Source organism: Rhizobium sophoriradicis, assembly GCF_025200795.1.
Classification (GTDB): Bacteria; Pseudomonadota; Alphaproteobacteria; order Rhizobiales; family Rhizobiaceae; genus Rhizobium; species Rhizobium sophoriradicis.
On record NZ_CP104154.1, the window covers coordinates 266,394 to 289,332 of the forward strand.

Sequence of the window (22,939 nt, forward strand, 5' to 3'; positions counted from 1 at the left end):
TTCAGGTGTCCTTCAACTCGGTTCTCGCCGAGCCGTTGTCGAGATCGAGAATGGTGCGGATACGTAGCCGTTCTGGCGCCGGCGTCGTCAGGAGCAGCGCGTCGATATCGATCCTGAGGCCAATCGACTTGTCGCCAAGGCTGACGGTCACCTTGGTTGCGCCTTCCTTTAGCCGGGGCTCGAAGGCCGCAAGCACTTGTGCGATCTCCTTGGCGAGTTCCTCACGGTCGAAGTCCCGGGATGAGCGGCCCGAAAATGGCGGCACCCCGTAGTTTACCACACTGCGGCGCACCAGCGGAAAATCCTCGAGCGAGGGAGGGTTGTCGCCAGCCAGTTCTGCCTCGGCATCGGTCAAAAGGGGCGAGGATTCGAAACGTTGCACATTGAAAAGTGCCTCGATGTCGCGCCGCACCGCCTCACGAAGCACATCGCTGGAAACGACCACGCCGCGACTTTCCAATTCCATGCGACGACGTTCCAGGGAAAGCAGACGATGGATGTTCTTTTTCTGCTCGATACTGAGATCCGGTGCAGACTCTATTTGCCCGACGCCACCGGCCACCATCGCGTCCAGCCGCTCTGCGTCTATCTCGCTTTGCAACATCTGCCGGAGCTCTTTGATCTCGGAGCCGAGCCCCGGCAGGTCATTGACCAGGCGATCCCACAAGGATGGCTGGATCGTTTCGCGGGTTGCGCGCTGGTGCCCGCCAAGCGGTCTCGACTCCCTTCCAACTTCTCTTCGCCAGCCCTCACTTGCCGACATAGACATCCATTTCGACCTCGTCCTTGTCGTCGTAGTTGAACGTGATGTTCTTGTAGGCGAAGCCGACGCGCTCCTCGATGAGATCGGGTTCTTCCTCACTTGGCTTCATATTGTACTGGGTGACCGAAGCATCCTTCAGCGTAACGACCAGATAATCGCTCGTCTCGCCTTCGATCGTTCTGCGCGCGGAGAACTTGACCTCGCCGAGAAGCGTGTTGTCGAACAGCGCCTTCTTCAGATAGGGCGAGGATTTGTCGTAATGCTTGATGAAATTGATCATGCCCAGACTGACGCGGCCCCGTCGCGAGAGCGAATTGGGATCGTAGGGGGCGACCATCTCAAACTCCACGCCGTGGATTTCGATCTCGTCTTCGTGGCCATCGCGAACGCTCGGTCCCGTGATATCCGGCACCTTGAGAAAACCGTCAATTTTCATGAATAACCTCCCTTGTGAATTCAGGTCTTCGTCGACGGCAGCTCCGATACGAGACGCAGTGACGCATTGATGCCTTCCAACTGATAATGGGGGCGCAGATAAAACCGGGCATTATACCATCCCGGGCGGCCTTCGACGCTGTCGACCTGAACCTCGGCCGCAGCCAGCGGCCGTTTGGCGCGGGCCTTGTCGTCGGCAAAGGCAGGGTTGGCAAGAACGTAGCGATTGATCCATTCCGTCAGCCAGATCTGCATGTCGGACCGCTCTTTGAACGAACCGATCTTGTCGCGGGCGATTGCCTTCAGGTAATGGGCGAACCGCGAAACCGGGAAAAGATACGGCAGATTTGCGCTCAGGCGCTCATTGGCCTGTGCATCCGGATCGACCAGGCGCCCGGCGCGCGTCTCGTCATCCTGTAGCGAGTGCGCACCGATGAAGGCTGCGATGTCTGTGTTCTTGCGATGCAAGATCGGCATGAGCCCAAGCTTGGCAAGCTCTGCCTCGCGGCGATCGTCGATGGCGACCTCCGTCGGGCATTTCATCGCAACGGTACCATCGTCGGTCGGGAAATTGTGGACTGGAAGATTGATGACCGCTCCGCCGTTCTCGACGCCGCGAATTTGCGTGCCCCAGCCAAACAGCTTGTGGCTTCGATTGATATTGACCCCCATCGGGAAGGCGGCATTCATCCACACGTAGCGATGATGATCGCCCTGGACATCCTCCTCGAAGGCGAAGCCCTTTACCGGAATGGTTTCCGCGCCGTAGGGCAGGCGCGCAAGGACCCGGGGCATCGTCAGACCGATGTAGCGCGCATCCTCGCTCTCTCGCAGCGACTGCCAGGACGCGTAGGCGGGCGACGAGACAATCTGTTGCAGGTCCTGGGGGTTTGGCAGTTCCTGCCAGCTTTCCATGCGGAAGAGTCGCGGGGCGGCGGCTGCAATGAAGGGCGTGTGCGCCGACGCGCAGATGCCGGACATGTTGCGAAGAAGAGCGACGTCCTTCGGGTGGTTGGAGAACTCGTAGGCGCCGATCAGGCAGCCGTACGGGCTGCCGCCAAGCATAGAATATTCGTCCGTATAGACTTTCTTGAATATGGGACTTTGGTCCCACATCTGGCCCTCGTAGTCTTCGAGCGTGTCGGCCAGGGCTTCCTTTGAAATATTCATGACGCGGATCTTCAGCTTCTGATCCGTCTCGGTATTGTTGACGAGATACCACAAACCGCGCCATGTCCCCTCGAGCTGCAGCACTTCGGGCGCATGGAGAACCTCGTTGACCTGCTCGGTCAGAAGCTTGTCGATGCCGGAGATCAGGGATTTGATCGACTTGATCGCATTCGAGGAAATTGTCGTCGACTGCGAGCGGGCGCGCGCTGCAAGCGCGAGATTCTGCACCAGGGTTTGCAGCTTGTCGCTGTCATCCTTCTTGACCTTGAAGTCCTTTTCAAGAAGGTCGCTGAATTCCTGAAGATCGACGCCTTCGGCTTCCTTGACGTCGACAGCGGCGGTTCTTTCCTGTTCGGCCATGGTTTAGCCCTCCGACTTGCTGCCATCATCAATCGCCTGGTCGGCGATTTTTGCTAAAAGCGGCTCGTTGTTCAAAAGCTGGGCGATACGCTTTTCGGCGTCGACGCGGCCATCCATGAAGCCCAGCAATTCCTCAAGCTGGCGGCGCATCTTCAACAGTTCGGCGAGCTGCGGAACCTGTTCGGCAATCCGGTCCGGAGCGAAGTCGCCCATGCTGGTAAAGGTCAGGTCGACGGCAAGTTCCTCGTCCCGCTCTTCGCCTGGCGGTTGGGGAAGCGTGTTCTTGACCCGCGCCTTGACCCGCGGGCTCAGCGCCTCCATGAAGCGACCGAACCGGTTAGCGTCGGTTTCGACAAAGGTCCGGTCCCGCACGGATTTGAGAGCCTCAGGCGTTTCGGACGCGCCGGCAAGATCTGCCATCACCCCCATCACGAACGGCAATTCGATCGTGGTCGGGCTGCCATATGTTTCCACTTCATAGGCGATCTGGACGCGAGGCGCCCTGTTGCGTTCAATTACCTTCGCCTTAGTTTCGCTCATTGCTGGTCACCTTTTGTCCCAGGGGCAGGTTTCTTGCTTTCCGAAACGCCGGCCAGAAGCCGGAATTCTTTCAGCCCGGAAGGCGCAAGGTCCTCCATGAGCTCGAGAAAATCCATCGGCACCATGCGCTTGATCCTGCGGGCCAGATGGGGAATGGGGCTCGATGGCTCCGTACGGTCGTAAAAGGCGATGATGAGGTCGATGCAGCGCGTGACTTCGTCTCTCGAGCTCAGACGCGAGGGGAAGACCGTCGCCGGCCCGCTCGGGGCCTGGTCTGCCGCAGCGCTGGTGGCAGCAGCTGGCGCAGGTTCGCCGCCGGCCGTGTCCTCCTTCGGGCTCTCTTGTTGCGCGTGACGCTTGGCACGCTCCAGGGTCGCCGCCACGCGTTGCAGAAACCGGCTCAGATCTGGCAGGGTAACGCGCAAATCGCCGCCGATCTGCAGGTTGAGCGACTGTTCGGCCGCTTCCAGAGCTGCAGCGGCAGCCCGTGCATCGGCGGCCAGCGCCGCTGCTTCATCAGGGGCCTGTTCGGCAAATGCCGCGCAACCGAACCGCACGCGATTGACCAATTGATCATGTTCGCTGACCAGCGAAGCCTTCTCGGCCGCACTCAGACCAGGCGCCGCTTCGTTAAGAACGGTGCGGCTGTCGACCGACCCCCGCTCCAGATCGCGTCCCGTCACCGGACCAGCGCCACGAGGCGTAAAGAACGTCATTTTGCGCAGATCGCCGAGCAGACCATCCTTGTCATTTTGAAGCTGGATGAGTGCGTTGATGCGGCGAAGAGCGGCCTCGCGGGGAGGCAGGCCGTCGCGAAGCTCCGGATGCATTGTCTGCCAATGCATGTCGAAGGTTTGGCCGATCAGGTTCAATCCCTCGGCGAGGCCGGCCAGTCCTCGCTCATTTGCAAGGGCACGCGTTACGATCACAAGCAGCCTCAGGTCGCGCCCGTGCGCCCGCAGCTCCTCAGATTTGCGTAGCACGATCGACCAGTCGACCGGCACTTCCGTTCGTGCGACGGGGTTGTTGCGCTCGTCTCGGCTGATTTCGATCTGGGGCTGCACGAGACGTTCGAGCTCGTGGAATCGTCCGTCGTTCCGTAGGCTTTCGCCGGACGGGTTGTCACCGTTTATCGGATTCAACCAGAGCGCAGAGTCGAACAACAGATCCCCCGCTTTACCGAATATTCTTCTCCAGATCCTGTTTTAGCATATATTTTTGCTCTGTACTAATGCCACTTATCGACGAGTGGGAACTAATTCCGAGTGTCGATCAATCGGGTCGTAGTCGACAGGATCGAAACCTTCCCGCTGGCAATAACTGCATGTAAATCTTCGGCAAAGGACTTGGTGGATTCAGTTGTCGGGCGAAGTTGCGCAAACAGAGGACGGTCGGTCTGCATCGCGATTATCAGACTTCTGCCGAACGTGTTGTCGACCGCGAAGGAAAGCTTTGCGGGATCGGTCGCTCCATCTGCGGTGGAGTAGGCGACACGGATGGTACGCATGCCATCGGACACCGTCCCAAGACCGGCAAGAGCGTTGTCCGGGCGCTTGATATTGGGAAGGACGTTGAACAGATTGCCGGTGACGTCGGCGATCGCCACCCAGAGGTAGCCGTCCTTGATCGTTGCTGGAGCCAGCACATCGATGACCGGATTGTCGCCGACCGAGTAGACGCCAGACATGTTCGGTTCGGATTTGTCCCCATAACCGAGCACGATCGCCATGGGCCCTTGCGGCACGTCGGGCAACAATGACTGGACGACGCACAACTGATTATTGAGCACTGTCGTATCAAATCGCAGATCGCGATCACCCAGCCGCGGTGCGAGCGCTTGCCGGAGCGCTTCGATATCGCCGCTCGCGGCGACGTTTCCCCGAATGGCGACCGTCGACCCAAGAGGGAAGTTCGCCCCCTCCGGCGCCTGGACGACAAGCGGGCCACAAGTCTCCAACGGTGCGATGGCCGACTTCAACTGGTCGGGCGTCAGGCTTCTCGGTCCGGCGGCGATCCGCACGAAAGGCTGGTAGCCGGCGACCCTGCTCGCCTCGTTAAACCGGCTGACGACAGTGTCACGCGCTGACGTGTCGGGAGCAAGGCCGGTGAGGCGAACGGTGCGGTCCGTGACATCAAGCCTCCACTCGTCCAGCCCGTCGGCAGCGGCAAAAAAGCTGTCGATGTCCTGTGCCCAGCGCTCGGAAGGTTCCCCCTTCGAAAGTGCAAGCGCATCCTTCGGTGCCGGCAGCCCGGCTGCGCGCGTAAAAGCCGCCAATATCGCCTGTTGCTGGTCGGCATCGGGAGCAAAGCCGGACAAGGTCGCCTGATGCTGTCCGTCGAGCCCGGCGCTGAGTTTATACGGCGCCTCCACCGGCAGGGTTTTCACAAACAGGCTGTCACCAAAGCCGGCAAACCAAAGCCCCGCGATCGCCGCTACCGCAGCAACGACGACGATCGCCGGCCAGGACCGCCAGCCGAACCTGTCGCCACGCTCGCCTTCCTCCCGGCCGCTGCGATCGGCCCGCAACAATTCCGCCACCTGCTTGACGACGGCCGCAGCCGTCGGCGGGCGTCGCGAAGGATCGGGTTGGGTGAGATCGTCGATCAAGGCCTTGAGCGGCTCCGGAACGCCCGTTGTGTCCAGCCGGCGCTCCTTGTAGCGGACAACCTCACCGGGACTTGTTCCGACGTCGGGAACTTTACCCCGAAAGGTTGCAAGCAGGGATGCGCCCAGGGCATAAAGGTCGGATCGAGGTTCGGCCTGCCCGTGCAATTGTTCGGGCGCTGCATATTCGTATTTGCCGGCAAACTCTTTGCCGACGATTGTGCGTGCGCCCGTCTTGCTGTCCTTGGCAATGCCGAAGTCGATGATGACTGCCTCCTCCGGCCGGCCGCTGCGCAAGATGATGTTGTCGGGCGACAGGTCGCGATGGACGATTTTGCGTTCGTGCGTCGCAACCAGGCCCTCGGCCACTCTTTGGGCCACGACCAGCAGATCTCTGGAAGAAATCCCGCCCCGCTCGAGATAATCGTTGAGTGGCGTACCTGCGACGTAATCCATGACCAGATAGACGTAACCCTCGGCTGTCTGGCTGCAGTCGGTATAACGCACGACCGCGTCATGCGAGATGCCGCGCATCTCCTCTTCCCGCTTCATCAATTCCAGATAGCCGGCATCGGCGGACAGCTCCCGCTTGAGTGCCTTAAGCGCCACGACCCGGCCGGTGATCTTGTTGCTGGCGCGGTAGACTTCGCCCGTTCCGCCGCGGCCAAGCACACCCTCGATCTCGTAGGTATTGTTGAGTACCTGGTTCTTGCGGAAGATGTCACCGGGCAATGGGTCGATCATCTGGTAACTCCAAACCACGCCGTCACTATTCATCAAAGACATGCGGTTCGAATATTTGTCAAGAACACTATAATGTGGCAATTTGCCATTGAGATTTGAAGACTAGGCTCGTTCATTCGAGAGCACGTGGGCAGGAGCCCGACCGGCATGCAACAGAACATGTCTTCTCACAGCTTCAAACGTAAAGAACTGATCGGCAAGCTCGACCCTATATGCCTGCGTGCATTCAAGGCGGCAGCCGACGCCGCCAAGCTTCGGGGCAATCCCTATGTCGAACTCGTCCATTGGATCGAGCAACTGGCGCTCGTCGACCGCGCGGATTTCCAGCTGATCCTCGCCGATGCTGGCGTGGACCTCGGCCGCCTTGCGGCCGACATGGCACGGTCGATCGACAAACTGCCCTATGGCGCGACGTCCATAGAAGAGTTTTCAGATCACATATTTCACGCTGTCCAGGAAGCCTGGAGTCTCGCAAGCCTTCAATTCGGCTCGGAAGAGGTGCGCGGCGCTTACGTCCTTCTGGCCTGTAGAAAGGTGCCGGTGCTTGATGGCTTGCTGTTGAAGATCAGCGGTGAGTTCGACCGGATCGAAGCTGATTCCGTCCTTGCTCGCCTGGACGACGTACTCTCTCAATCGCTTGAAAATCGCGGCGGACGCGACGCTGGGCAACCGGTGCGCAAGGAACGACCGGCTGCCGGCGATTCCGCGTTGGCGAAATATGCGACTGATCTGACCAGGCGTGCTCGAGAAGGGAAGATCGATCCGGTTGTGGGTCGCGACCCGGAAATTCGCCAGATCGTCGATATTCTCATGCGCCGACGGCAGAACAACCCGATCCTGACGGGCGAGGCCGGGGTCGGCAAGACGGCAGTCGTTGAAGGCTTCGCGCTTCGCCTCGCGGTAGAAGACGTGCCGCCGCCACTCAAAGGGGTCGCGCTCCACATGCTGGATGTTGGCTTGATGCAGGCCGGAGCGAGCGTCAAAGGTGAGTTTGAAAAACGCCTCAAGACGGTCATCGACGAGGTTCAGGCATCGGAAACGCCGATCATCCTCTTCATCGACGAAGCACATACACTGATCGGAGCGGGCGGGGCTGCGGGAACGGGGGACGCCGCAAATCTTTTGAAGCCAGCATTGGCGCGCGGCGAGCTACGCACGATCGCGGCAACGACATGGGCGGAGTACAAACAGCATATCGAGAAAGACCCGGCGCTGACCCGGCGCTTCCAGGTCGTCAAGATTGAGGAGCCCAGCGAAGAAGACGCCATTCTGATGCTTCGTGGCGTGGCGGGCATCCTCGAGAAACACCATCAGGTGCAGATCCTCGACGAGGCGATCGAAACGGCGGTCGGCCTTTCACATCGTTACATTCCGGCCCGCCAGTTGCCCGACAAGGCAGTCAGCTTGCTCGATACAGCTTGCGCCCGCGTGGCGGTATCACAGCACGCAACGCCGGCCGAGGTTGAAGATCTACTGCGGCGCAAACAGTCTCTCGAGATCGAGCAGGGGATCATCGGCCGCGAAAAGTCCATCGGCATTGAGGTTGCAGACCGTCAAGCTAAGGTCGACAACGCCCTTGGCGCGGCGGAGAAGGCCCTTGCCGGGGCGCGAGCTCGCTGGGAAAGGGAACGGTCGATGGTGTCTGACATTCTCGACCTGCGGGCCAGGCTGCGCAGCGAGGGAGTTGGCCTGGATGCGGCGTTGTCGCAACAGGGCGATACCGCGACCGTTGCCACGGCCCCCGACCGAAATCTCTCAGCGCCCAGCGAAGACGAAGAAGAAGCTCCCGACGGAAATGCCGACCTTTCGCGCCTAAGGGCACTTACCTACGAACTTGCCGAGATGCAGGGCGAAACGCCATTGATGCTGCTGTCGGTAGACCGCAACGCGGTCGCCTCGGTGGTCCAGGACTGGACAGGTATTCCCGTCGGGCGAATGCTCGCCGGTCAGACTGAAAGGGCGCTCAAGCTCGCCGGAATTCTGGGCGAACGCGTTGTCGGTCAGGACCTTGCCATGGAAGCGATCGCACGTCGGGTACGGACCAGCCGCGCAGGACTAGGGTCGCCGGAAAAGCCGGTCGGCGTCTTCCTGCTTTGTGGACCGTCCGGTGTCGGCAAGACGGAAACGGCGCTCGCCCTTGCCGAGGCATTGTATGGCGGCGAACAGAACCTGATCTCCATCAACATGTCGGAATTTCAGGAGGCCCATACGGTTTCGACGCTGAAGGGAGCGCCTCCCGGCTATGTCGGCTATGGCAAGGGAGGTATTCTGACCGAGGCGGTTCGCCGCCGGCCCTATTCCGTTATTTTGCTCGACGAGGTCGAAAAAGCGCATCCCGATGTCCATGAGATTTTCTTTCAGGTCTTCGACAAAGGGATGATGGACGACAGCGAGGGTCGACGGATTGATTTTAGAAATACACTCATATTGCTGACCTCCAACGTCGGTTCGGATGTCATCATGAGGCTGACCGGCAACGGGCTCTCCCGCACGCCGACCGAAGAACTCGAAGCCGCGTTGCGGACACCGTTGCTGCAAGTGTTCCCGGCCGCCTTCCTCGGGCGCGTCATCGTCGTGCCCTTTTATCCCCTTTCGGATTCGATGATCGAAGCAATCACGCAGGCAAATTTTGAGAAGATCGCCGAGCGACTGCGTACGAGCCATAACGCCGAACTGGTCATAGGTGAGGGCGTTATCGACTTGATCAAGGCGCGCTGCACCGAAGTGGAGTCGGGCGGTCGCATGATCGATGCGATCTTGACCAACACGCTTCTGCCGGCCCTCAGCACCGGCATATTGAACTGGGCGCTGGATGGCAAACGCTTGACGAAGGCGACGGTCGGAGCGTCTGCGAACGGCTTCACCTACGCCTTTGAATAGCAATTAGATCGCATCTGCGGCTGCTATGCGCGTTTAGCTGACTGCCTGGAATTCGACGCGTCGGTTCTCATCAGCTCTCGGTTTTTGTGGATCGAGCAGAAACTGCTCGCCGACGCCAACAGCCTCGAGCCGTTCACGAGGAATTTGGCAATCCTCTGTGAAGAAGCGGGCCACCTCCCTTGCACGCAGCGTCGAGAGATTTTGGTTGTACCTCGCTCCGCCGGAGGCATCGGTATGACCGACAATGCGAATGAGCTTGATATCCATTTCTTTCACCACACTGCAGAGCTTCTGCAGCATCGGCTTCTCCTTGGGTGCGATGGCAGAGGAATCGAAGGCAAACTGCACGCGGTAGTTAACCTGATCATCGTCAGGCAGCTTCCAGTATGTCTGCGGTGTTGTTATCGTCGCTGCTGCAGTTGTTGGCGAAGTCTCCACCGGCCCCTGTCCGGGAGTCGGGCCGGCCTCGACTGTTGCCTCCTTAGCCACATTTGCCGAAGCGCCCGGGTTGCTGCTCGCTTGAGTAGAGCCGATCTTGGCCGGCGGGGTCTCGGGCGTAGCGATGGGCACTGGCGTTGCCTCGGGCGCAGGCCCGGAATTGGTCAGCACGAGGCCGCGGGACGGCCCGAGCTTGGCCGCCTTGAACAATTCCATTTGCCTCTGGAAACGTTCCTTGAGCGCCGTCTCGTTTAGTTCCTGTGCACGCAATTCACTTTGTAACGTGAAGAATAAAGCGAGAGACACCAGCAGCTTCAAAGTCAGCAGGCGCTTCATTTTAGGTTCCTCTCGGCAAAAATGTTTCGCCTGGCCAAAAAATTACTATAGGATGACCGTGGGTGCAACCGCTTCCGTGGCGGCCCTCAGGGCGGAGCGAATGATGAGGTTCTTCCGGTCATGACCCCGGAGTATCCCGATAGTCCCTCGACGCGGGTCCCGAGCTGGCCGCGCAGGCCGAATGGGGCCGGGCTCAGCCACACCGGTCATGTTCGCAACCGCAACGAGGACGCAATACTCATAGATCCCACAGGCGCGCTTTGGGCGGTTGCCGACGGAATGGGCGGTTATGGCCACGGCGACGTCGCGGCAGGCCTGGTGATCGAGCATCTAGCCCTGCTTCCCCATGCTCCAATTTCGAGCGCCGATCTGGTGGGCGCGCTCGAGGCAGCCAATTCCGCCATTCGGCGATGGGCAACCTCGGCCGACGTGGCGCAGATGGGTGCAACCGTGGTGGCTGCGCTTCTGCACGGAGGCACTATTTCGCTTGCATGGGCTGGCGATAGCCGGGCCTACCGCTGGCGCGATCGTGAATTACAGCAGCTGACGCGCGACCATTCGGTCGTGCAGGAGCTTCTCGACGATGGGCGCCTTTCTCCCGCGGCGGCCTGGCAGCACCCGCAAGCGCATGTTGTAACACGCGCGATTGGAGCGTCCGATCATCTTGTCGTCGAAACCACGGAAGTGTCGTTTTGCCCGGGTGATGTCTTCATTCTTTGCTCTGACGGGCTAACCGACTGTGTGGCGGACGCCGAGATCGCTGCCCTTATGGATGCCGTTTCCACGCCGGCAGTCGCCTGTCAGCGATTGATCGGCGCTGCTCTCGATAACGGTGCCCCCGACAACGTCTCAGTGATTGTCGTCCAGATTGATGGAGCTGCGGTATCTTGAGGCAAATGAGTGCCATCGCGGCCATCGTCATCGGTATGAGCATCATTCTCGCAGCCGTCATCTTTGCGTTTGTCGGAAACCTCTTGCAAGATACGGAGCATGATCCGAATGCGGGCAAAATAGATCGGCTCACACAGCAACTTGCCGAGCAGGACAGCCAAATTCGGGGGCTGCGCTCTGAGTTGAACACCCTCAAAGGACAGATGTCGGACGTCGGCGGCAGGGTGATGGAGTTGGAAAAAGCTCCACCTCCCAGCCCTGCTCAGACAGCCCCCGTCATTAATCCGCAAGCCGTCCAAGAGACTGCACCTTCACCCCTCTTCACGGACCAGTTCGGCGGTATGGCACCGCGTGAAGAGGAAGGAAATCTGACTGAACCGATGCAACTGGCAAAGAAGCGTTTCAACGAGAATGTCATACGCCCGACCCCGGCCGTGTTGCGACAGATATTGGGCGAGCCGAGAAGCACCTATTCAACCACCTGTGCACCGGTCACCAATCCGAAATTGCTGCATGTACTCGAAACCCGCGACATCGGCGGTATTCGTCTGACCATGATCAGACCGGCGCTCGATTCGCTTCAGCAGATCATGGCGCGCCTAAAAAAAGAAGAGCCAGACATCTATTCCGCCATCGGAACCGCGGGCGCGCTCTGTGCAAGGTATGTACGGGGGTCTTCGAAGTCGGTGTCCTCACATGCGTGGGGGGCGGCCGTCGACCTGACGCTCAAGAAGAACCTCGACAACATGGGCGATAACAGCACGCAATTCGGGCTCGTGGTGCTCGCGGAGTTCTTCAATGAGGCTGGCTGGTATTGGGGTGCGGGCTATAGCCGCGAAGATTCCATGCATTTCGAGGTCGGCGAGGCGCTGCTGCGAAAATGGGCGGCTGAGGGCAAGCTGTGAAGGGGGATCTCGAACCGCCGGGTCCAGCCCCTATGCAAGCAGATGTGCTTGCCGCACTGGCACAGCCGCTGCTGGATCTTGCAAGACGTGCCGAGAGCGAAAAGAAGCCAGATCCGCGCGAGCTTGCGGCAATGGCACGGACCCTCGTCGCCGCTTTCGAGACGGAAGCACGACGCGGGAAGGTCCCACAGGACTGGCTCCTGGATGCCCGCGACGCCCTTGTTGCTTTGGTTGATGCGCGAGCGCGTAACAATCCCGCATTGTCAATCCGAAAATGGGAGCGCGCGCTTGCCGCTGCTCTTCCAATTGGGGGCGTTATGACGGCCAGCAGGCTGGCCGAACGGGCGAGGGCGGCAGCGAAGGCAGGGCCCGCGAGCCGGGATCTCGCCCGCTTCCTCGGTCACTGTAACGACGCTGTCCAGGCGGCCCTTCTATCGGGCACACAGCATAAAACGCTCGCGGATCGCGGTCTTGCTGCCCTTGTGATCGGACTTTTCCTGGCAATTCTGCTGGTTTGGGCGGCATGGGCCGAATGGCGGTTTCGTGAGCGGCTTTTGTCGCAACTGCCCGATGTCGCACGTGTCGTAGAAGCCGGACGCGTGGTAACACCGGCAGCGCGCGCAGCCCAACTCGATGCATTCCTTGCGGGAGTTCGACTTGTCGAGCAGGATGCGCAGCGTTCACCCCTTGGTCTCATTCATCATTTAGGCATGTTCGATCCGGCAGAGGCCGCGCGTCGGCGCTATGGCCAAGTCGTCGACGCCCTGGCCAGCGGTCCGCTTGCTGCAGCCCTTGGTGTTGCTCTCGCCACGGAAGGAGAGGCGACCGCACTTTACGATTCCCTGCGCGCCTGGTCTATTTTGAAGGGCACCTCGGACTGGCAACCACGGTTCCTGGCCGGCTGGGTGGACGATCGAGCCCAGACATTTCCCGAACTTGCCGGCATGGCAGTGCATGTCGCTGCCATGTCCGGACCTCCAGCAGATCTTGAACAGCCGGATCCCGAAGCAATTGCTCAAGCAACACAGCTTGCTTCAGAGGGCTCTGCAAACGAGCGAGCCATGCTCGAACTCGCCCGTGCCGAGAAAACTGCGGGCCTTCCAGCCTGGTCTCTCGGGCAGGCAGCACCTGGTCTCGACAGGATATTGATCCGCAGGTCCGGACTGCCCATCGAGCAGGCCGTGCCCGGTCTCTACACTGAGGCAGGATGGGCTTATGCACGCTCTGGTGCTGCAGAAGAGGCGATCGGCAAGGCGAAAACCGAAGCGACCAACCTCCTGCAAGCCGCCGACATGGCGAGTGCTGATGCAGTTATGGACCTTCTTCAGAAGCGAACGCTGGAGACGTGGTCTCAGTACCTCGGCGATCTTCGTGTCCGGCCGTTCACCGACCAACCGAGCGCGGTTATTGTCAGCGGTGTGCTAAGCGCCACCAACTCGCCGCTCTCGGCCCTGATCCGTGAGGTATGGCGCCAGGCGGGTGGCACCGACCGCAGCCGCAGCCATGCGAACCAGCTTCGCATCGCCGCGACACTCGGGCCTGCCATCCAGTTCGTGGAGCAGGGTCGCATGTCGGAAATCTCGCGGCTTTTTGTGTCGCTGAATGTCGCGCTTGCCCTTCTCGACGTAAATTCAGAAATCGGCAAAAGGTCGCTGATGGATGCACAGGAACGCGCCAACTCCATCGTCGCCCTGCAGCAGGCCCCGCTGCTCGTCGTACAAATGGTCGAAGACGTGATCTCGCAGACGGCCTCTCCAAAGGCGGTAGAAAAGGCCGAGGATCCGGTCCCGACAGGAAGGCCGCCGGGGGCTTGGGGCGAGATTGCCATGGCCTGCCAGGCTGCTGTCGCAGGCCGCTATCCGTTCTTTGACGGGTCGGACGCGGATATGGCCGAAGTCGCGCGCATTTTCGCGCCGAATGGTCTGGTGGCGACCTATTTCCGGACGCAACTGGCGCCTTCAATGGACACATCAACGACCCCGTGGCGCTGGAAACCGGAGGCACGGCTTTCCGGCTACGCGCCCGAAAGCGCAACGTTCCTTCAGAAAGCTTCCGCGATCGGTGACGCGCTCTTTCGTCAGGGGACCGCGCCGCGCCTCCCTGTATCGCTGGAGGCACTTGCGCAGCGCGGTGCGGCTACCATCTCGATCGGCGGCGCTCACGCTCCGGTTACCACATCAGGCGGGGCGGTGACCTTCAACTGGCCGGGGGACTTGCCATCACGCGGCCTCGAAATCTCCTTCGATAGCGGCGGAGCTGTCGAGAAAAAGAGCGCGCCCGGGCCGTGGGGCCTGTTGCGTTTTCTGGACGGATCACGCTTGCGGCCACGCGACGGCGGCCGGCGTTTTCTCATAGACGTGCGGGCAACCGGCGCGCGCGCCTACCTGCAGATGTCGTTCGCCGAGCCTGCCAACCCTGTGTCCGTGCGCCTTCTGATGCGGGAACTGACATGTCCATCGAGTCTCTGACGTCACCACGGATGCAAAGGCGGACGCACGCTTCTCATAAAGTCACGTATGCCTGTCCGGCAGGCACTCAAGGTACCAGCAAGTGCAACCATGGGCGCTGCGGAACGCTGCGGGTCACGGCAAGGATGTTGGGAGCATCCTGATCAGCCAAGGTCTTGCCCTGCCTCTTAATTAGCCAGGATAACGGATTTCCGCAGCCCGATCATCGCTCTTCGCTGGCGAGTTGACGCTCCTTAATCACGCGGCTGCGGGATTCCGAGCCCGGGGCAGAAGCGCTCAATGATCTTCTGTGTCTCCTGCGTGCAGGAAAAAACTGCTGCCGACGGACCTGTTCAACGGCAGCCAATATACCCTGGGAGGGGAAAGTCACGTGAACGGCGCTTTGCACTTGGCCTCAGGTCTCCGTCCCACACTTGCTACTTTAAGCACCCCAGGGAGTGGTGGGCTGCTGAAGTTGCCGATCAATAAGCAATATTATTTTGTTCGGTGATCGTATTAAAGCGAAATCGCCGAGGCCCACGTGCATACTGGCGTATGCGCCCAGGCACACAGCAAGAACACAGCCGCCTCTTGTACTGGGCGGTAGGGGCCTCGGCATCGATGCCCTCATTCTGCTCGTTGCCTTTATGGTACTGGAAGCGGCGGTGCGGCCTATCTGACTGAGTTAGCGCTCCGCGACACGGAATTGATGCAGCCTGTCTTGCTCTTCAGCATGTGACTGAGGGAAAGAAACAGCATTGCTAGCTGTGTCCGCCAAACCAATTGTGCAGGGGTGGATTGAGTGAAAGTTCGCTGTCCAGGCCATTGTGGTTTCGAAGTAGAAATATGCGAGATGTAGCCGGTGCAACATGCGAAATTGTTAACACCTGTCTTAAGCGGCCCTTTAGGCAACATGAATTGTCATCTTAGTGGTTTCAGGCATTTTCTCGCAGAGTTCGAACGTCCGCTTTTTTGTGACACGAGGTGAACCTACGGTGACCAGTGAGAAAAACCAGTTTTATATTGGAGGGGAATGGCAGGAATTTGCCAATTTAGCTCGTTTACCGGTCGTGGATCCCGCCTCGGAACAAGTCGTCGGGCAGATTGCCGCGGGCGATGCTCATCATGTCGATTTAGCGGTTGCCGCGGCACGCAGGGCCTTCCCCGCCTTTTCTCAATCATCTGTGCCGGAAAGGCTCGCCCTGCTTGGCAGGATGCATTCGCTCCTTATGGAAAGAGCGAAGACGTTCGCAGAAGCGCTCGTCATGGAAATGGGAGCAGCGATCAGCTTCGCGCGGGCGTCCCAAGTGCCATTTGCTGCCGAGCACATCCGTGTCCAGATGGAGATACTCGATAAGTACCGGTTCGTGATGTTTGACGGGCGCACCGCGACCGCCAAGGAAGCGATTGGGGTGTGCGCGCTGATCACACCGTGGAACTGGCCACTTTACCAGATCACCGCCAAAGTCGCTCCGGCGATCGCGGCAGGCTGCACCGTCGTGCTCAAGCCTAGTGAACTGTCACCTTTTAGCGCTCTGCTCTTCGCCCAGTTGATGCACGATGCCGGCGTTCCGCCCGGCGTGTTCAATCTTGTCAACGGCACTGGCGAGAGCGTCGGAGCAGCACTCGCCAGCCATCCTGACGTTGACATGATCTCGATCACCGGTTCCACCCGCGCAGGAGTACTCGTCGCCCAGGCGGCCGCACCGACCGTGAAGCGCGTGGTTCAGGAACTTGGCGGGAAGTCGCCGAACATTTTGCTCGACGATGCCGACTTCAGCGAGGCGGTCGCGAAGGGCGTGCTTGCCGGTATGCGCAATGTGGGCCAGTCGTGCAGTGCTCCGACGCGCATGCTCGTCCCCGCACATCGGCTCGAGGAGGTGGAGGAATTGGCAAGCGCCACTGCGAGGGCCATCCGAGTCGGCGCCCCGCTTGATCCGGCGACCGACATGGGCCCGATTGCCAATCGGGCTCAGTTTGACCGCGTGCAGGTCATGATTCAGGCGGGAATCGATAATGGCGCCAAACTGCTGTGCGGTGGTCTGGGGCGGCCGGCGGGCCTCGACAGCGGCTTTTTCACGAAGCCGACGATTTTTTCGGAGGTGAAACCCGATATGCGCATCGCTCGTGAGGAGATATTCGGTCCTGTACTTTCGATTATGCCCTACAAGGACGAGGAAGAGGCAATCAGCATTGCCAACGACACCGTCTATGGTTTGGGCGCCCATGTCCAGTCTCCAGATCCGGAGCGGGCGCGGCGGGTGGCGCTGCGCATTCGTGCCGGCCAGGTTCATATCAACTATCCCGCATGGGACGGAGCGGCCGCGTTCGGTGGCTACAAGCGATCCGGTAATGGCCGCGAGTATGGTGTATACGGGCTCGAAGAGTATCTCGAGACGAAGTCCATCCTCGGTTATTGACTGGGCGGCTCGGCGGGGTCGGCTCGCCAGGGCAGTGGTTTCAGCGACTGACGAAGCATCGTCAGGAAAGCGGCCGTCCGCGCACTTCGGCCGTGCCGCGATCCGAGGATGGCGACGATATCGGCTGACGGAAGCTTCCAGTTGGGAAGCACCTGTCTCAGCCGTCCCTTGGCGAGGTCTTCTGCAACGGCCCATTCGGAGCGCATCAAGATGCCCTGACCAGCCAGCGCCCAATCCCGAATGACGGCACCATCGTTGCTCGACATGACAGGATTAACGCGCACTGTCGCACTTTCCTGCCGCGATCCCTTGAACCGCCAGAGCGTTACATCCTCCTCGTTCTCGCGAACGACGAGACAGCGATGTCGCGCCAGATCGGCGGGCGTAGAAATGGGCGCAGCCGAAGCGAGGTATTCTGGACTTGCGCAAAGAATTCGATGGTTCGGCGCCAGTGTCGTCACCACCTGGTCCAGATGCGCGGATGCCCCGATGTGAACAACCACCTCATAACTGTCGACGATCAGCGCTGTGGGATGGTCGGACAATTGCAGGGTAGCGGAGGCACTGCGATGCTCTCGAGCAAACGCTTCCACGACCGGGGCCACGTAGATCCTTCCAAACCCGTGAGGCGCGGCGACCCTTAGGTGCCCGCGAACTGCACCCTTCCGATCAGCCAAGGCTTCGGCAAGGGAATCTATGGCATCGCTGACAATGACGCTGTGAGAAGCGACCAGTGAGCCCTCTTCGGTCAGACGAAGATGGCGTCCGGACCGGTCGATCAGCCTTACCCCGACTTTCTCTTCAAGCGCGCGCAGGCGCTGGGTCACCGCCGGAGGTGTCACGTTCAGCTTTCGTGCGCTTTCCGCGAGAGATTTCGAGCCCGTGAGAACCGAAAAGAAAGCTAGATCGTCGGACGTGAGCATTAATCTGTACCTGAAGCGCTAATTCACTGAGTGTTAATTGCCATCTTTAGGGTTTGGCGACAAGATGAGCCTCGGGTTGGAAATCGGATTGATGGATTCTAGCCCCAGACGGAGCCCACCATGTGGGATCTTCTGCCGCTGCCGCTGACGCAAGAGACGGAAGGGTTGCTCGACGCCGGGCGCTTCGAGACGGCTCCCAGCCAGCGCGGCGCTCGTCCACGTGTGGCGCGGCCCGCAACTCGATCACGACGCGCTCATTGCGGCTCGATTGGGCTTGAACGCCGAACCGATTACACTGGACTATTTTCGGATTACAGAGGAGAGAGCGAACGCAGTCAGCGTATCGCGCACGCCGGGCATCTCGGCAATCAACTGCCAAATCTGCCGGATGCGGTCAGCCTCGTGGGACTCGACCCGAACGAGCAAGTCGAAATCACCCGTCATCACGTCGCAAGCCACAACTTCCGGAATCTTCCGTAACGCCTGAATGACGTCGCCGCCCCTCATGCGATCGTGACGATAGACGAAAATCAATGCGGTCGTGACGTGTTGGCTTTTGCCTCCATCGCCGGTAACGATCGTATATCCCTTGATGAAGCCTTCTCGCTCCAACCGTTCGATCCGCACCCGCACGGCATTGCGGGAAAGGTTCACCTTCGCCGACAACTCCGCATGCGAGATTCGGGCATTAGCCTTCAACTCGACAAGTATCTGTTCGTCAGTTCGATCGAGAAGATATTTCATGGAACTTGAACGGTCGCTAACCTAGGATGTCCGGCGTTACCGGCCGATAAGCTAACACGGAGATCTCCGGCAGTAAGGCTCTTTCTTTCCGGCTCGTATATCGCCTCGAAATCGAAGCCATTATGAAACCTGGCAGCGCCTCCCTTTCCGCATCGCATCCGTCACGCATCGCGCTCCCTGATAACCTGCAGCAGCGCTCGCGGCCTCTCTTTGCTCAGGTTCCCGGTGGCTTCGCCCGCCCAACCGACAAGCACGTCAGCAAGCTCCGACGCGGGCGCATCCTCGTGCCGTAGCCTGAAGTTGATGACCCCGCTGACTTCATCGCCGAGAAAAGAGACGTTCCCCTGAACTAATGTGCCATTAACTGCCCCGGTCGGAAGATCAGTTGATGTGCGCTTTGCCCGTCGTTCCAAGACAGTGTGGATCGAGCCATCACACGACCCGGGCTTAGGCATTTGGCCGGGCCTGCAAACCTAGGTGAGGCGCCTGGTACGAAGCTGACGACGGCAGCCAATTGATCCGCAGCCACAGAGTGGCGCGGCCGTTTGTTGTGCGCAGCGGTTTGGGGCAAGGGACCCCATGTCACAAATAATCGACGAGACCAATTTGATCTATGTTGACACCAATCACGAAACCAATTCTATATTGATCGCACAACAATCCTGATTGGTAGCTAATGGTGCTGAACGTGAAAACAACTCCGACACTAGAAAAAGGCCGTGCTGCCCCTTCGCAGGCAGCTGCTGTAGCAAGCAATGCGCCCAGCCAACTGTTCATCGGCGGCGAATGGGTCTCGGCGAAAGCTGGCAGGACTTTCAATGTGATCGATCCCTCGAGTGCCGATGCGATCGCTACGGTTTGTGATGGTGATATCCAGGATGCAATAGCGGCCGTCGACGCGGCGGAAAGGGCGGCCGGGGCTTGGAAGCTAACCTCGCCACGCCGGCGCGCGGATATTCTGATGAAGTGTTTTCACCTTCTTGTCGAACAAGCAGAGTGGCTGGCGCAGCTGATTACCGTGGAGAATGGCAAGGCGCTTCCGGATGCGAGATCGGAAGTCGCCTACGCGGCGGAGTTTTTCCGCTGGTATGCCGAGGAAGCGGTAAGGGCCCCGGGTGAATTTGGACTATCACCTTCGGGCGCAAACCAGATCATCGTGAGTCATGAGCCGATTGGTATCGCGGTATTGGTAACGCCATGGAACTTCCCGGCAGCAATGGCGACCCGAAAAATCGCTCCAGCTTTGGCTGCAGGCTGCACCTGCATCCTCAAGCCCGCAGCCGAGACGCCTCTTACGGCGCTCGCGATCGGAGAACTCATGCGGCAGGCAGGCGTTCCCGCAGGAGTGGTCAATATCGTTCCCACGAAAAAGGCAGGCCCAGTGGTCAGCGCAATGCTGCATGACAAGCGGGTCCGGAAACTGTCGTTCACCGGGTCGACAGGCGTTGGCAGGATACTGCTGCGCGAGGCCGCGGACCAGGTTGTCAGTTGCTCAATGGAGCTGGGCGGCAACGCGCCTTTCATTGTATTCGATGACGCCGACCTGGAGACGGCTGTCGCCGGGGCAATGGTCGCCAAGATGCGCAACGGCGGGGAGGCCTGTACGGCTGCAAACCGGTTCTACGTTCAAAAGGGAATTGCGGCTGATTTCACACGGCGCTTCGCGGAAGAGATGGCAGCGCTCAATGTCGGACCAGGGCTGCTGGCGGATACGCAGCTTGGTCCGCTGATAACGGATGCCGCGGTGGCCAAGGTGGAGCGCCTAGTCGACGACGCTATCGCCAAGGGTGCCCGCCTGGTGACCGGCGGGAGCAGAGTAAACGGCGAGGGTTTCTACTATCTGCCAACCGTTCTGGCCGACGTCTCTGCGGACGCGGAGATCCTTCGTGAAGAAATCTTCGGTCCGGTTGCGCCGGTGATTGTATTTGATACCGAGGATGAGGCCGTCGAGTTGGCCAATGATACCGAATACGGGCTGGTATCCTATGTGTTTAGCCAGGACCTCAAGCGGGCGCTCGCTGTCGCGGGCAGGCTGGAAAGCGGCATGGTCGGAATCAACCGCGGGGTTGTCTCCGACGCTGCCGCGCCGTTCGGCGGCATGAAACAGAGCGGCCTCGGACGCGAAGGCAGCCACCACGGAATGCTCGAATATCTCGAAACGAAATATATCGCCGCCACCTGGTAGGTGCGCCGCGATCAACTCAGATCAGATCGGCTTGGCACTATCCGGACAAAGCGGGTGGCTCCAGCCAGAATAGGAGAGATCAATGTCCCTGCTGAAAACGATTGACCCGAATCCGTCATTCGAGCCGAAGCAGCGAATTGCCGAGCCGGATCGCCTCATAGCTGGTAGCCCGGCTTTCAAGACTTGGCTGCAGAACACCGCAAAAGACGGCACAGTCAATACGGGGGTTTTCGAGGCGACGCCCGGTGAAACGCACTCCATCAAGGGCGAGACGTTTGAATTCTGTCATCTCGTCCATGGCGTGATCGAATTGACCGAGAAGGGGAAAGAGCCGGTCATTTACCGCGCCGGCGATAGCTTCGTGATGAAGCCGGGTTACATCGGCGTTTGGAAGACGATCGAAACGGTGCGGAAGATCTTCGTCACCGTCACCTGATCATTCGAGGTCGTGCGCCTCGAATTGCCTCTCAATTTCGCGGGGGCAAACGGCGCGATCCGGCCGGCACGCCCTTAATGGTTCAACAGACACCAGTGTAATCGCGGTTACCGCAATCTTCGCCTCGATTTAAGAAAGACCACGAAATGGATGAATTCTTGCAAAGAGAATCGATCGTTCTTGCGCCTTTCGAGGCTCATCATCTGGATGGTGCCGTGGCGCTGTCGCGTGCGGCTGGCTGGGCGCACAGGAGAGAAGACTGGGAAATGATATGGTCCCTGAGTGAGGGACGCGTTGCCCTTGCAGGTGATCGGGTCGTGGGTACCGCCTTTATGACTCCCTTCGGCGATACCTGTGCAGCCATCAACATGATCATTGTCGACGAAAGCCAGCGAGGCCAGGGATTGGGAAGAAAATTGACCACTGCCGTGTTGGAACTCGCCGGTGATAGAGAATGCCGTTTGAGGGCCACCAGCGACGGCTTGCCGCTTTATGAAAAGCTGGGTTTCGTCACGACGCACAAAATCACCCGCCACCAGGGCGTCACCGGTCGCGTCGATGCTCCTGCAAATGTTGAATGGATCGGGTCTGCCGCCCTGCCGGCGATCAAGGCGCTCGATAGTGCGGCATTCGGCGCCGATCGGGACGCGCTGCATGATGTTCTGGCGAACGAGGGGACATTCGCCGCCATTCGGGACGGTGACGGTATTGTCGCCTTCGCGGCGACGCGGCTGTTCGGCAAGGGCGAAGTCGTGGGGCCGGTCGTTGCGGCAAACGCTGGACAGGCGAGGGATTTGCTAGCCTTCATCCTCTCCGGCAAGGAAGGTCGTGTCGTGCGAGTTGACATCCCCGAAGACAGCGGCCTTTCATCCCTCCTCGAAGAATGGGGGCTGCGTAACGAGGGTGGTGTCGTTGCGATGGTCCGGCGTGCTGGAGGCCGACCTCAAACACCGGCCGTTCAAACCTTCTGCCTGGCGAGCCAAGCTGTTGGCTGACCTGAAGGTCTGAAGTGACGACGCATTCACGGCGGATTGGTCAGCGTTGATCTAGCAATTTGATCTGGAGATCTTCCCAGTGCTCCTGGAACGCATCCCGGGCCGTATCATAGTGGCGACTTCTCAAGCTGTTGATGAGCCGCTCATGTTCTTCCGCCATTTCTTGGGCGGTGGCGTAGAAATCCTGCCGCTGTGCGAGAAGGAGTTCGATCTCGCCCTCGAGGTCTGAATAGGTCCGCTTCAGGCGAGCGCTACCGCTAGCGGCGATGATCGCGCGGTGGAAGTCGCGGTCCGCAGCAACCAACAGGGATCTGTCGGCCGATAGAGTCGACCTGTGCATAATGTCGACCGCCTCCAGCGCTTGGGACGGGATGACGCCGGTCAGTACGATCAGTCGAATGGCCTCGCCCTCAATGGCGCCGCGCACGCGTGTGATATCGACAATATCGTCCGGCCCGAATTCGGGCACTACAAAGCCTCGGTTCGGTATTTGACGCAGCAGGCCCTGGGTGACGAGCACCTGGGCTGCTGTACGGAATGTGTGCCGCGAGGTCGAATGCTCTTCGCACATCTTCACGTCGCGGAGGAACTCGCCCGGTCGGAAATCCCCCGACAAGATGCGCCGTCGCAACGCGTGGGTCAGGATGTCAACCGCGCTGGCCGGCAAGGGCTCGACGTTCATCTCTGGATCTTCGGCTCTATTCTTGGCGGGCTGCGGCGGC

General features: G+C 59.8%; 18 protein-coding genes and 1 pseudogene. 9 read left to right on the top strand and 10 right to left on the bottom strand.

Annotated elements, in window-relative coordinates; genetic code table 11:
• Position 1: 1 nt before the first annotated feature.
• The 6 genes from tssE to N2597_RS26855 all read right to left on the bottom strand — a co-directional run bounded on the left by tssE (position 2) and on the right by N2597_RS26855 (position 6,617).
• Positions 2-763 carry a type VI secretion system baseplate subunit TssE gene (gene tssE / locus N2597_RS26830; protein ID WP_183602179.1) on the bottom strand — a complete coding sequence of 254 codons (762 nt, stop codon included), beginning with the start codon at positions 761-763 and terminating at the stop codon, positions 2-4.
• Positions 750-1,199 carry an Hcp family type VI secretion system effector gene (locus N2597_RS26835; RefSeq protein WP_010055283.1) on the bottom strand — a complete coding sequence of 150 codons (450 nt, stop codon included), beginning with the start codon at positions 1,197-1,199 and terminating at the stop codon, positions 750-752. Before N2597_RS26835 ends, tssE begins: the two co-directional genes overlap by 14 nt.
• Positions 1,200-1,219: 20 nt before the next feature.
• A complete protein-coding gene (gene tssC, locus N2597_RS26840) occupies positions 1,220-2,728 on the bottom strand; it encodes a type VI secretion system contractile sheath large subunit (protein ID WP_097581188.1) in 1,509 nt (502 codons plus the stop codon).
• Between the two features lie 3 nt (positions 2,729-2,731).
• The gene (gene tssB, locus N2597_RS26845; protein WP_009990230.1) at positions 2,732-3,268 is read right to left on the bottom strand and encodes a type VI secretion system contractile sheath small subunit; all 537 of its coding nucleotides are present in this window, start codon (positions 3,266-3,268) and stop codon (positions 2,732-2,734) included.
• Complete coding sequence (tssA, locus tag N2597_RS26850; protein WP_183601862.1) at positions 3,265-4,431, bottom strand: type VI secretion system protein TssA; 1,167 nt, start codon at positions 4,429-4,431, stop codon at positions 3,265-3,267. The genes tssB and tssA overlap by 4 nt, the downstream gene beginning before the upstream one ends.
• Before the next feature lie 92 nt (positions 4,432-4,523).
• Positions 4,524-6,617 carry a serine/threonine-protein kinase gene (locus N2597_RS26855; RefSeq protein WP_183601860.1) on the bottom strand — a complete coding sequence of 698 codons (2,094 nt, stop codon included), beginning with the start codon at positions 6,615-6,617 and terminating at the stop codon, positions 4,524-4,526.
• A 147-nt stretch (positions 6,618-6,764) separates the two neighbouring features.
• Between N2597_RS26855 and tssH the strand changes: the two genes are divergently transcribed.
• Entirely contained in the window at positions 6,765-9,497 is a 2,733-nt protein-coding gene (gene tssH, locus N2597_RS26860) for a type VI secretion system ATPase TssH (protein WP_183601858.1), read from the top strand.
• A 33-nt stretch (positions 9,498-9,530) separates the two neighbouring features.
• Here the strand turns inward: tssH and N2597_RS26865 are convergent, their stop codons facing one another.
• A complete protein-coding gene (locus tag N2597_RS26865; protein WP_040142264.1) occupies positions 9,531-10,271 on the bottom strand; it encodes an OmpA family protein in 741 nt (246 codons plus the stop codon).
• Between the two features lie 120 nt (positions 10,272-10,391).
• Here N2597_RS26865 and N2597_RS26870 point away from each other — a divergent pair, with 120 nt between their 5' ends.
• The 4 genes from N2597_RS26870 (at position 10,392) to N2597_RS26885 (ending at position 16,934) form a co-directional block, all read left to right on the top strand.
• Complete coding sequence (locus N2597_RS26870; RefSeq protein WP_040112457.1) at positions 10,392-11,162, top strand: PP2C family protein-serine/threonine phosphatase; 771 nt, start codon at positions 10,392-10,394, stop codon at positions 11,160-11,162.
• Positions 11,163-11,167: 5 nt separating this feature from the next.
• On the top strand, positions 11,168-12,067 hold the full coding sequence (locus N2597_RS26875) for a M15 family metallopeptidase (protein ID WP_040112456.1): 900 nt from the start codon (positions 11,168-11,170) through the stop codon (positions 12,065-12,067).
• Positions 12,068-12,099: 32 nt separating this feature from the next.
• Positions 12,100-14,535, top strand: a complete 2,436-nt coding sequence (locus N2597_RS26880; RefSeq protein ID WP_183601856.1) for an ImcF-related family protein — start codon at positions 12,100-12,102, stop codon at positions 14,533-14,535.
• Between the two features lie 974 nt (positions 14,536-15,509).
• The gene (locus tag N2597_RS26885) at positions 15,510-16,934 is read left to right on the top strand and encodes an aldehyde dehydrogenase family protein (protein WP_341356272.1); all 1,425 of its coding nucleotides are present in this window, start codon (positions 15,510-15,512) and stop codon (positions 16,932-16,934) included.
• Here the strand turns inward: N2597_RS26885 and N2597_RS26890 are convergent.
• Positions 16,928-17,857, bottom strand: coding sequence for a LysR family transcriptional regulator (locus N2597_RS26890; RefSeq protein ID WP_010059505.1), 930 nt, complete (start codon positions 17,855-17,857; stop codon positions 16,928-16,930). The genes N2597_RS26885 and N2597_RS26890 overlap by 7 nt on opposite strands.
• A gap of 138 nt (positions 17,858-17,995) precedes the next feature.
• Between N2597_RS26890 and N2597_RS26895 the strand changes: the two are divergent.
• Positions 17,996-18,122: pseudogene (locus tag N2597_RS26895) on the top strand (NAD(P)-dependent oxidoreductase); the annotation flags it as partial.
• Positions 18,123-18,157: 35 nt separating this feature from the next.
• On the opposite strand, the gene N2597_RS26900 reads toward N2597_RS26895, so the two are convergent.
• A complete protein-coding gene (locus N2597_RS26900; RefSeq protein WP_077988871.1) occupies positions 18,158-18,601 on the bottom strand; it encodes an Lrp/AsnC family transcriptional regulator in 444 nt (147 codons plus the stop codon).
• Between the two features lie 676 nt (positions 18,602-19,277).
• Between N2597_RS26900 and N2597_RS26905 the strand changes: the two genes are divergently transcribed.
• The 3 genes from N2597_RS26905 (at position 19,278) to N2597_RS26915 (ending at position 22,217) form a co-directional block, all read left to right on the top strand.
• Positions 19,278-20,786, top strand: coding sequence for an NAD-dependent succinate-semialdehyde dehydrogenase (locus tag N2597_RS26905; protein WP_183601854.1), 1,509 nt, complete (start codon positions 19,278-19,280; stop codon positions 20,784-20,786).
• Between the two features lie 82 nt (positions 20,787-20,868).
• On the top strand, positions 20,869-21,222 hold the full coding sequence (locus N2597_RS26910) for a cupin domain-containing protein (protein ID WP_183601852.1): 354 nt from the start codon (positions 20,869-20,871) through the stop codon (positions 21,220-21,222).
• 146 nt (positions 21,223-21,368) lie between these two features.
• On the top strand, positions 21,369-22,217 hold the full coding sequence (locus N2597_RS26915; protein ID WP_077988869.1) for a GNAT family N-acetyltransferase: 849 nt from the start codon (positions 21,369-21,371) through the stop codon (positions 22,215-22,217).
• Between the two features lie 40 nt (positions 22,218-22,257).
• Here N2597_RS26915 and N2597_RS26920 read toward each other — a convergent pair whose 3' ends face one another.
• Positions 22,258-22,899, bottom strand: a complete 642-nt coding sequence (locus N2597_RS26920) for a GntR family transcriptional regulator (protein WP_225881345.1) — start codon at positions 22,897-22,899, stop codon at positions 22,258-22,260.
• Positions 22,900-22,939: the final 40 nt, after the last annotated feature.

Bases quoted from the DNA above. Each gene is read 5' to 3' on its own strand.
- N2597_RS26905 (WP_183601854.1), top strand. From the start codon at position 19,278: ATGGTGCTGAACGTGAAAACAACTCCGACACTAGAAAAAGGCCGTGCT.
- N2597_RS26835 (WP_010055283.1), bottom strand. From the start codon at position 1,199: ATGAAAATTGACGGTTTTCTCAAGGTGCCGGATATCACGGGACCGAGC.
- N2597_RS26880 (WP_183601856.1), top strand. From the start codon at position 12,100: ATGCAAGCAGATGTGCTTGCCGCACTGGCACAGCCGCTGCTGGATCTT.
- N2597_RS26875 (WP_040112456.1), top strand. From the start codon at position 11,168: ATGAGTGCCATCGCGGCCATCGTCATCGGTATGAGCATCATTCTCGCA.
- N2597_RS26855 (WP_183601860.1), bottom strand. From the start codon at position 6,617: ATGATCGACCCATTGCCCGGTGACATCTTCCGCAAGAACCAGGTACTC.
- N2597_RS26920 (WP_225881345.1), bottom strand. From the start codon at position 22,899: ATGAACGTCGAGCCCTTGCCGGCCAGCGCGGTTGACATCCTGACCCAC.
- N2597_RS26865 (WP_040142264.1), bottom strand. From the start codon at position 10,271: ATGAAGCGCCTGCTGACTTTGAAGCTGCTGGTGTCTCTCGCTTTATTC.
- N2597_RS26915 (WP_077988869.1), top strand. From the start codon at position 21,369: ATGGATGAATTCTTGCAAAGAGAATCGATCGTTCTTGCGCCTTTCGAG.
- tssE (WP_183602179.1), bottom strand. From the start codon at position 763: ATGTCGGCAAGTGAGGGCTGGCGAAGAGAAGTTGGAAGGGAGTCGAGA.
- tssB (WP_009990230.1), bottom strand. From the start codon at position 3,268: ATGAGCGAAACTAAGGCGAAGGTAATTGAACGCAACAGGGCGCCTCGC.
- N2597_RS26870 (WP_040112457.1), top strand. From the start codon at position 10,392: ATGACCCCGGAGTATCCCGATAGTCCCTCGACGCGGGTCCCGAGCTGG.
- tssC (WP_097581188.1), bottom strand. From the start codon at position 2,728: ATGGCCGAACAGGAAAGAACCGCCGCTGTCGACGTCAAGGAAGCCGAA.
- N2597_RS26890 (WP_010059505.1), bottom strand. From the start codon at position 17,857: ATGCTCACGTCCGACGATCTAGCTTTCTTTTCGGTTCTCACGGGCTCG.
- tssH (WP_183601858.1), top strand. From the start codon at position 6,765: ATGCAACAGAACATGTCTTCTCACAGCTTCAAACGTAAAGAACTGATC.
- N2597_RS26900 (WP_077988871.1), bottom strand. From the start codon at position 18,601: ATGAAATATCTTCTCGATCGAACTGACGAACAGATACTTGTCGAGTTG.
- N2597_RS26910 (WP_183601852.1), top strand. From the start codon at position 20,869: ATGTCCCTGCTGAAAACGATTGACCCGAATCCGTCATTCGAGCCGAAG.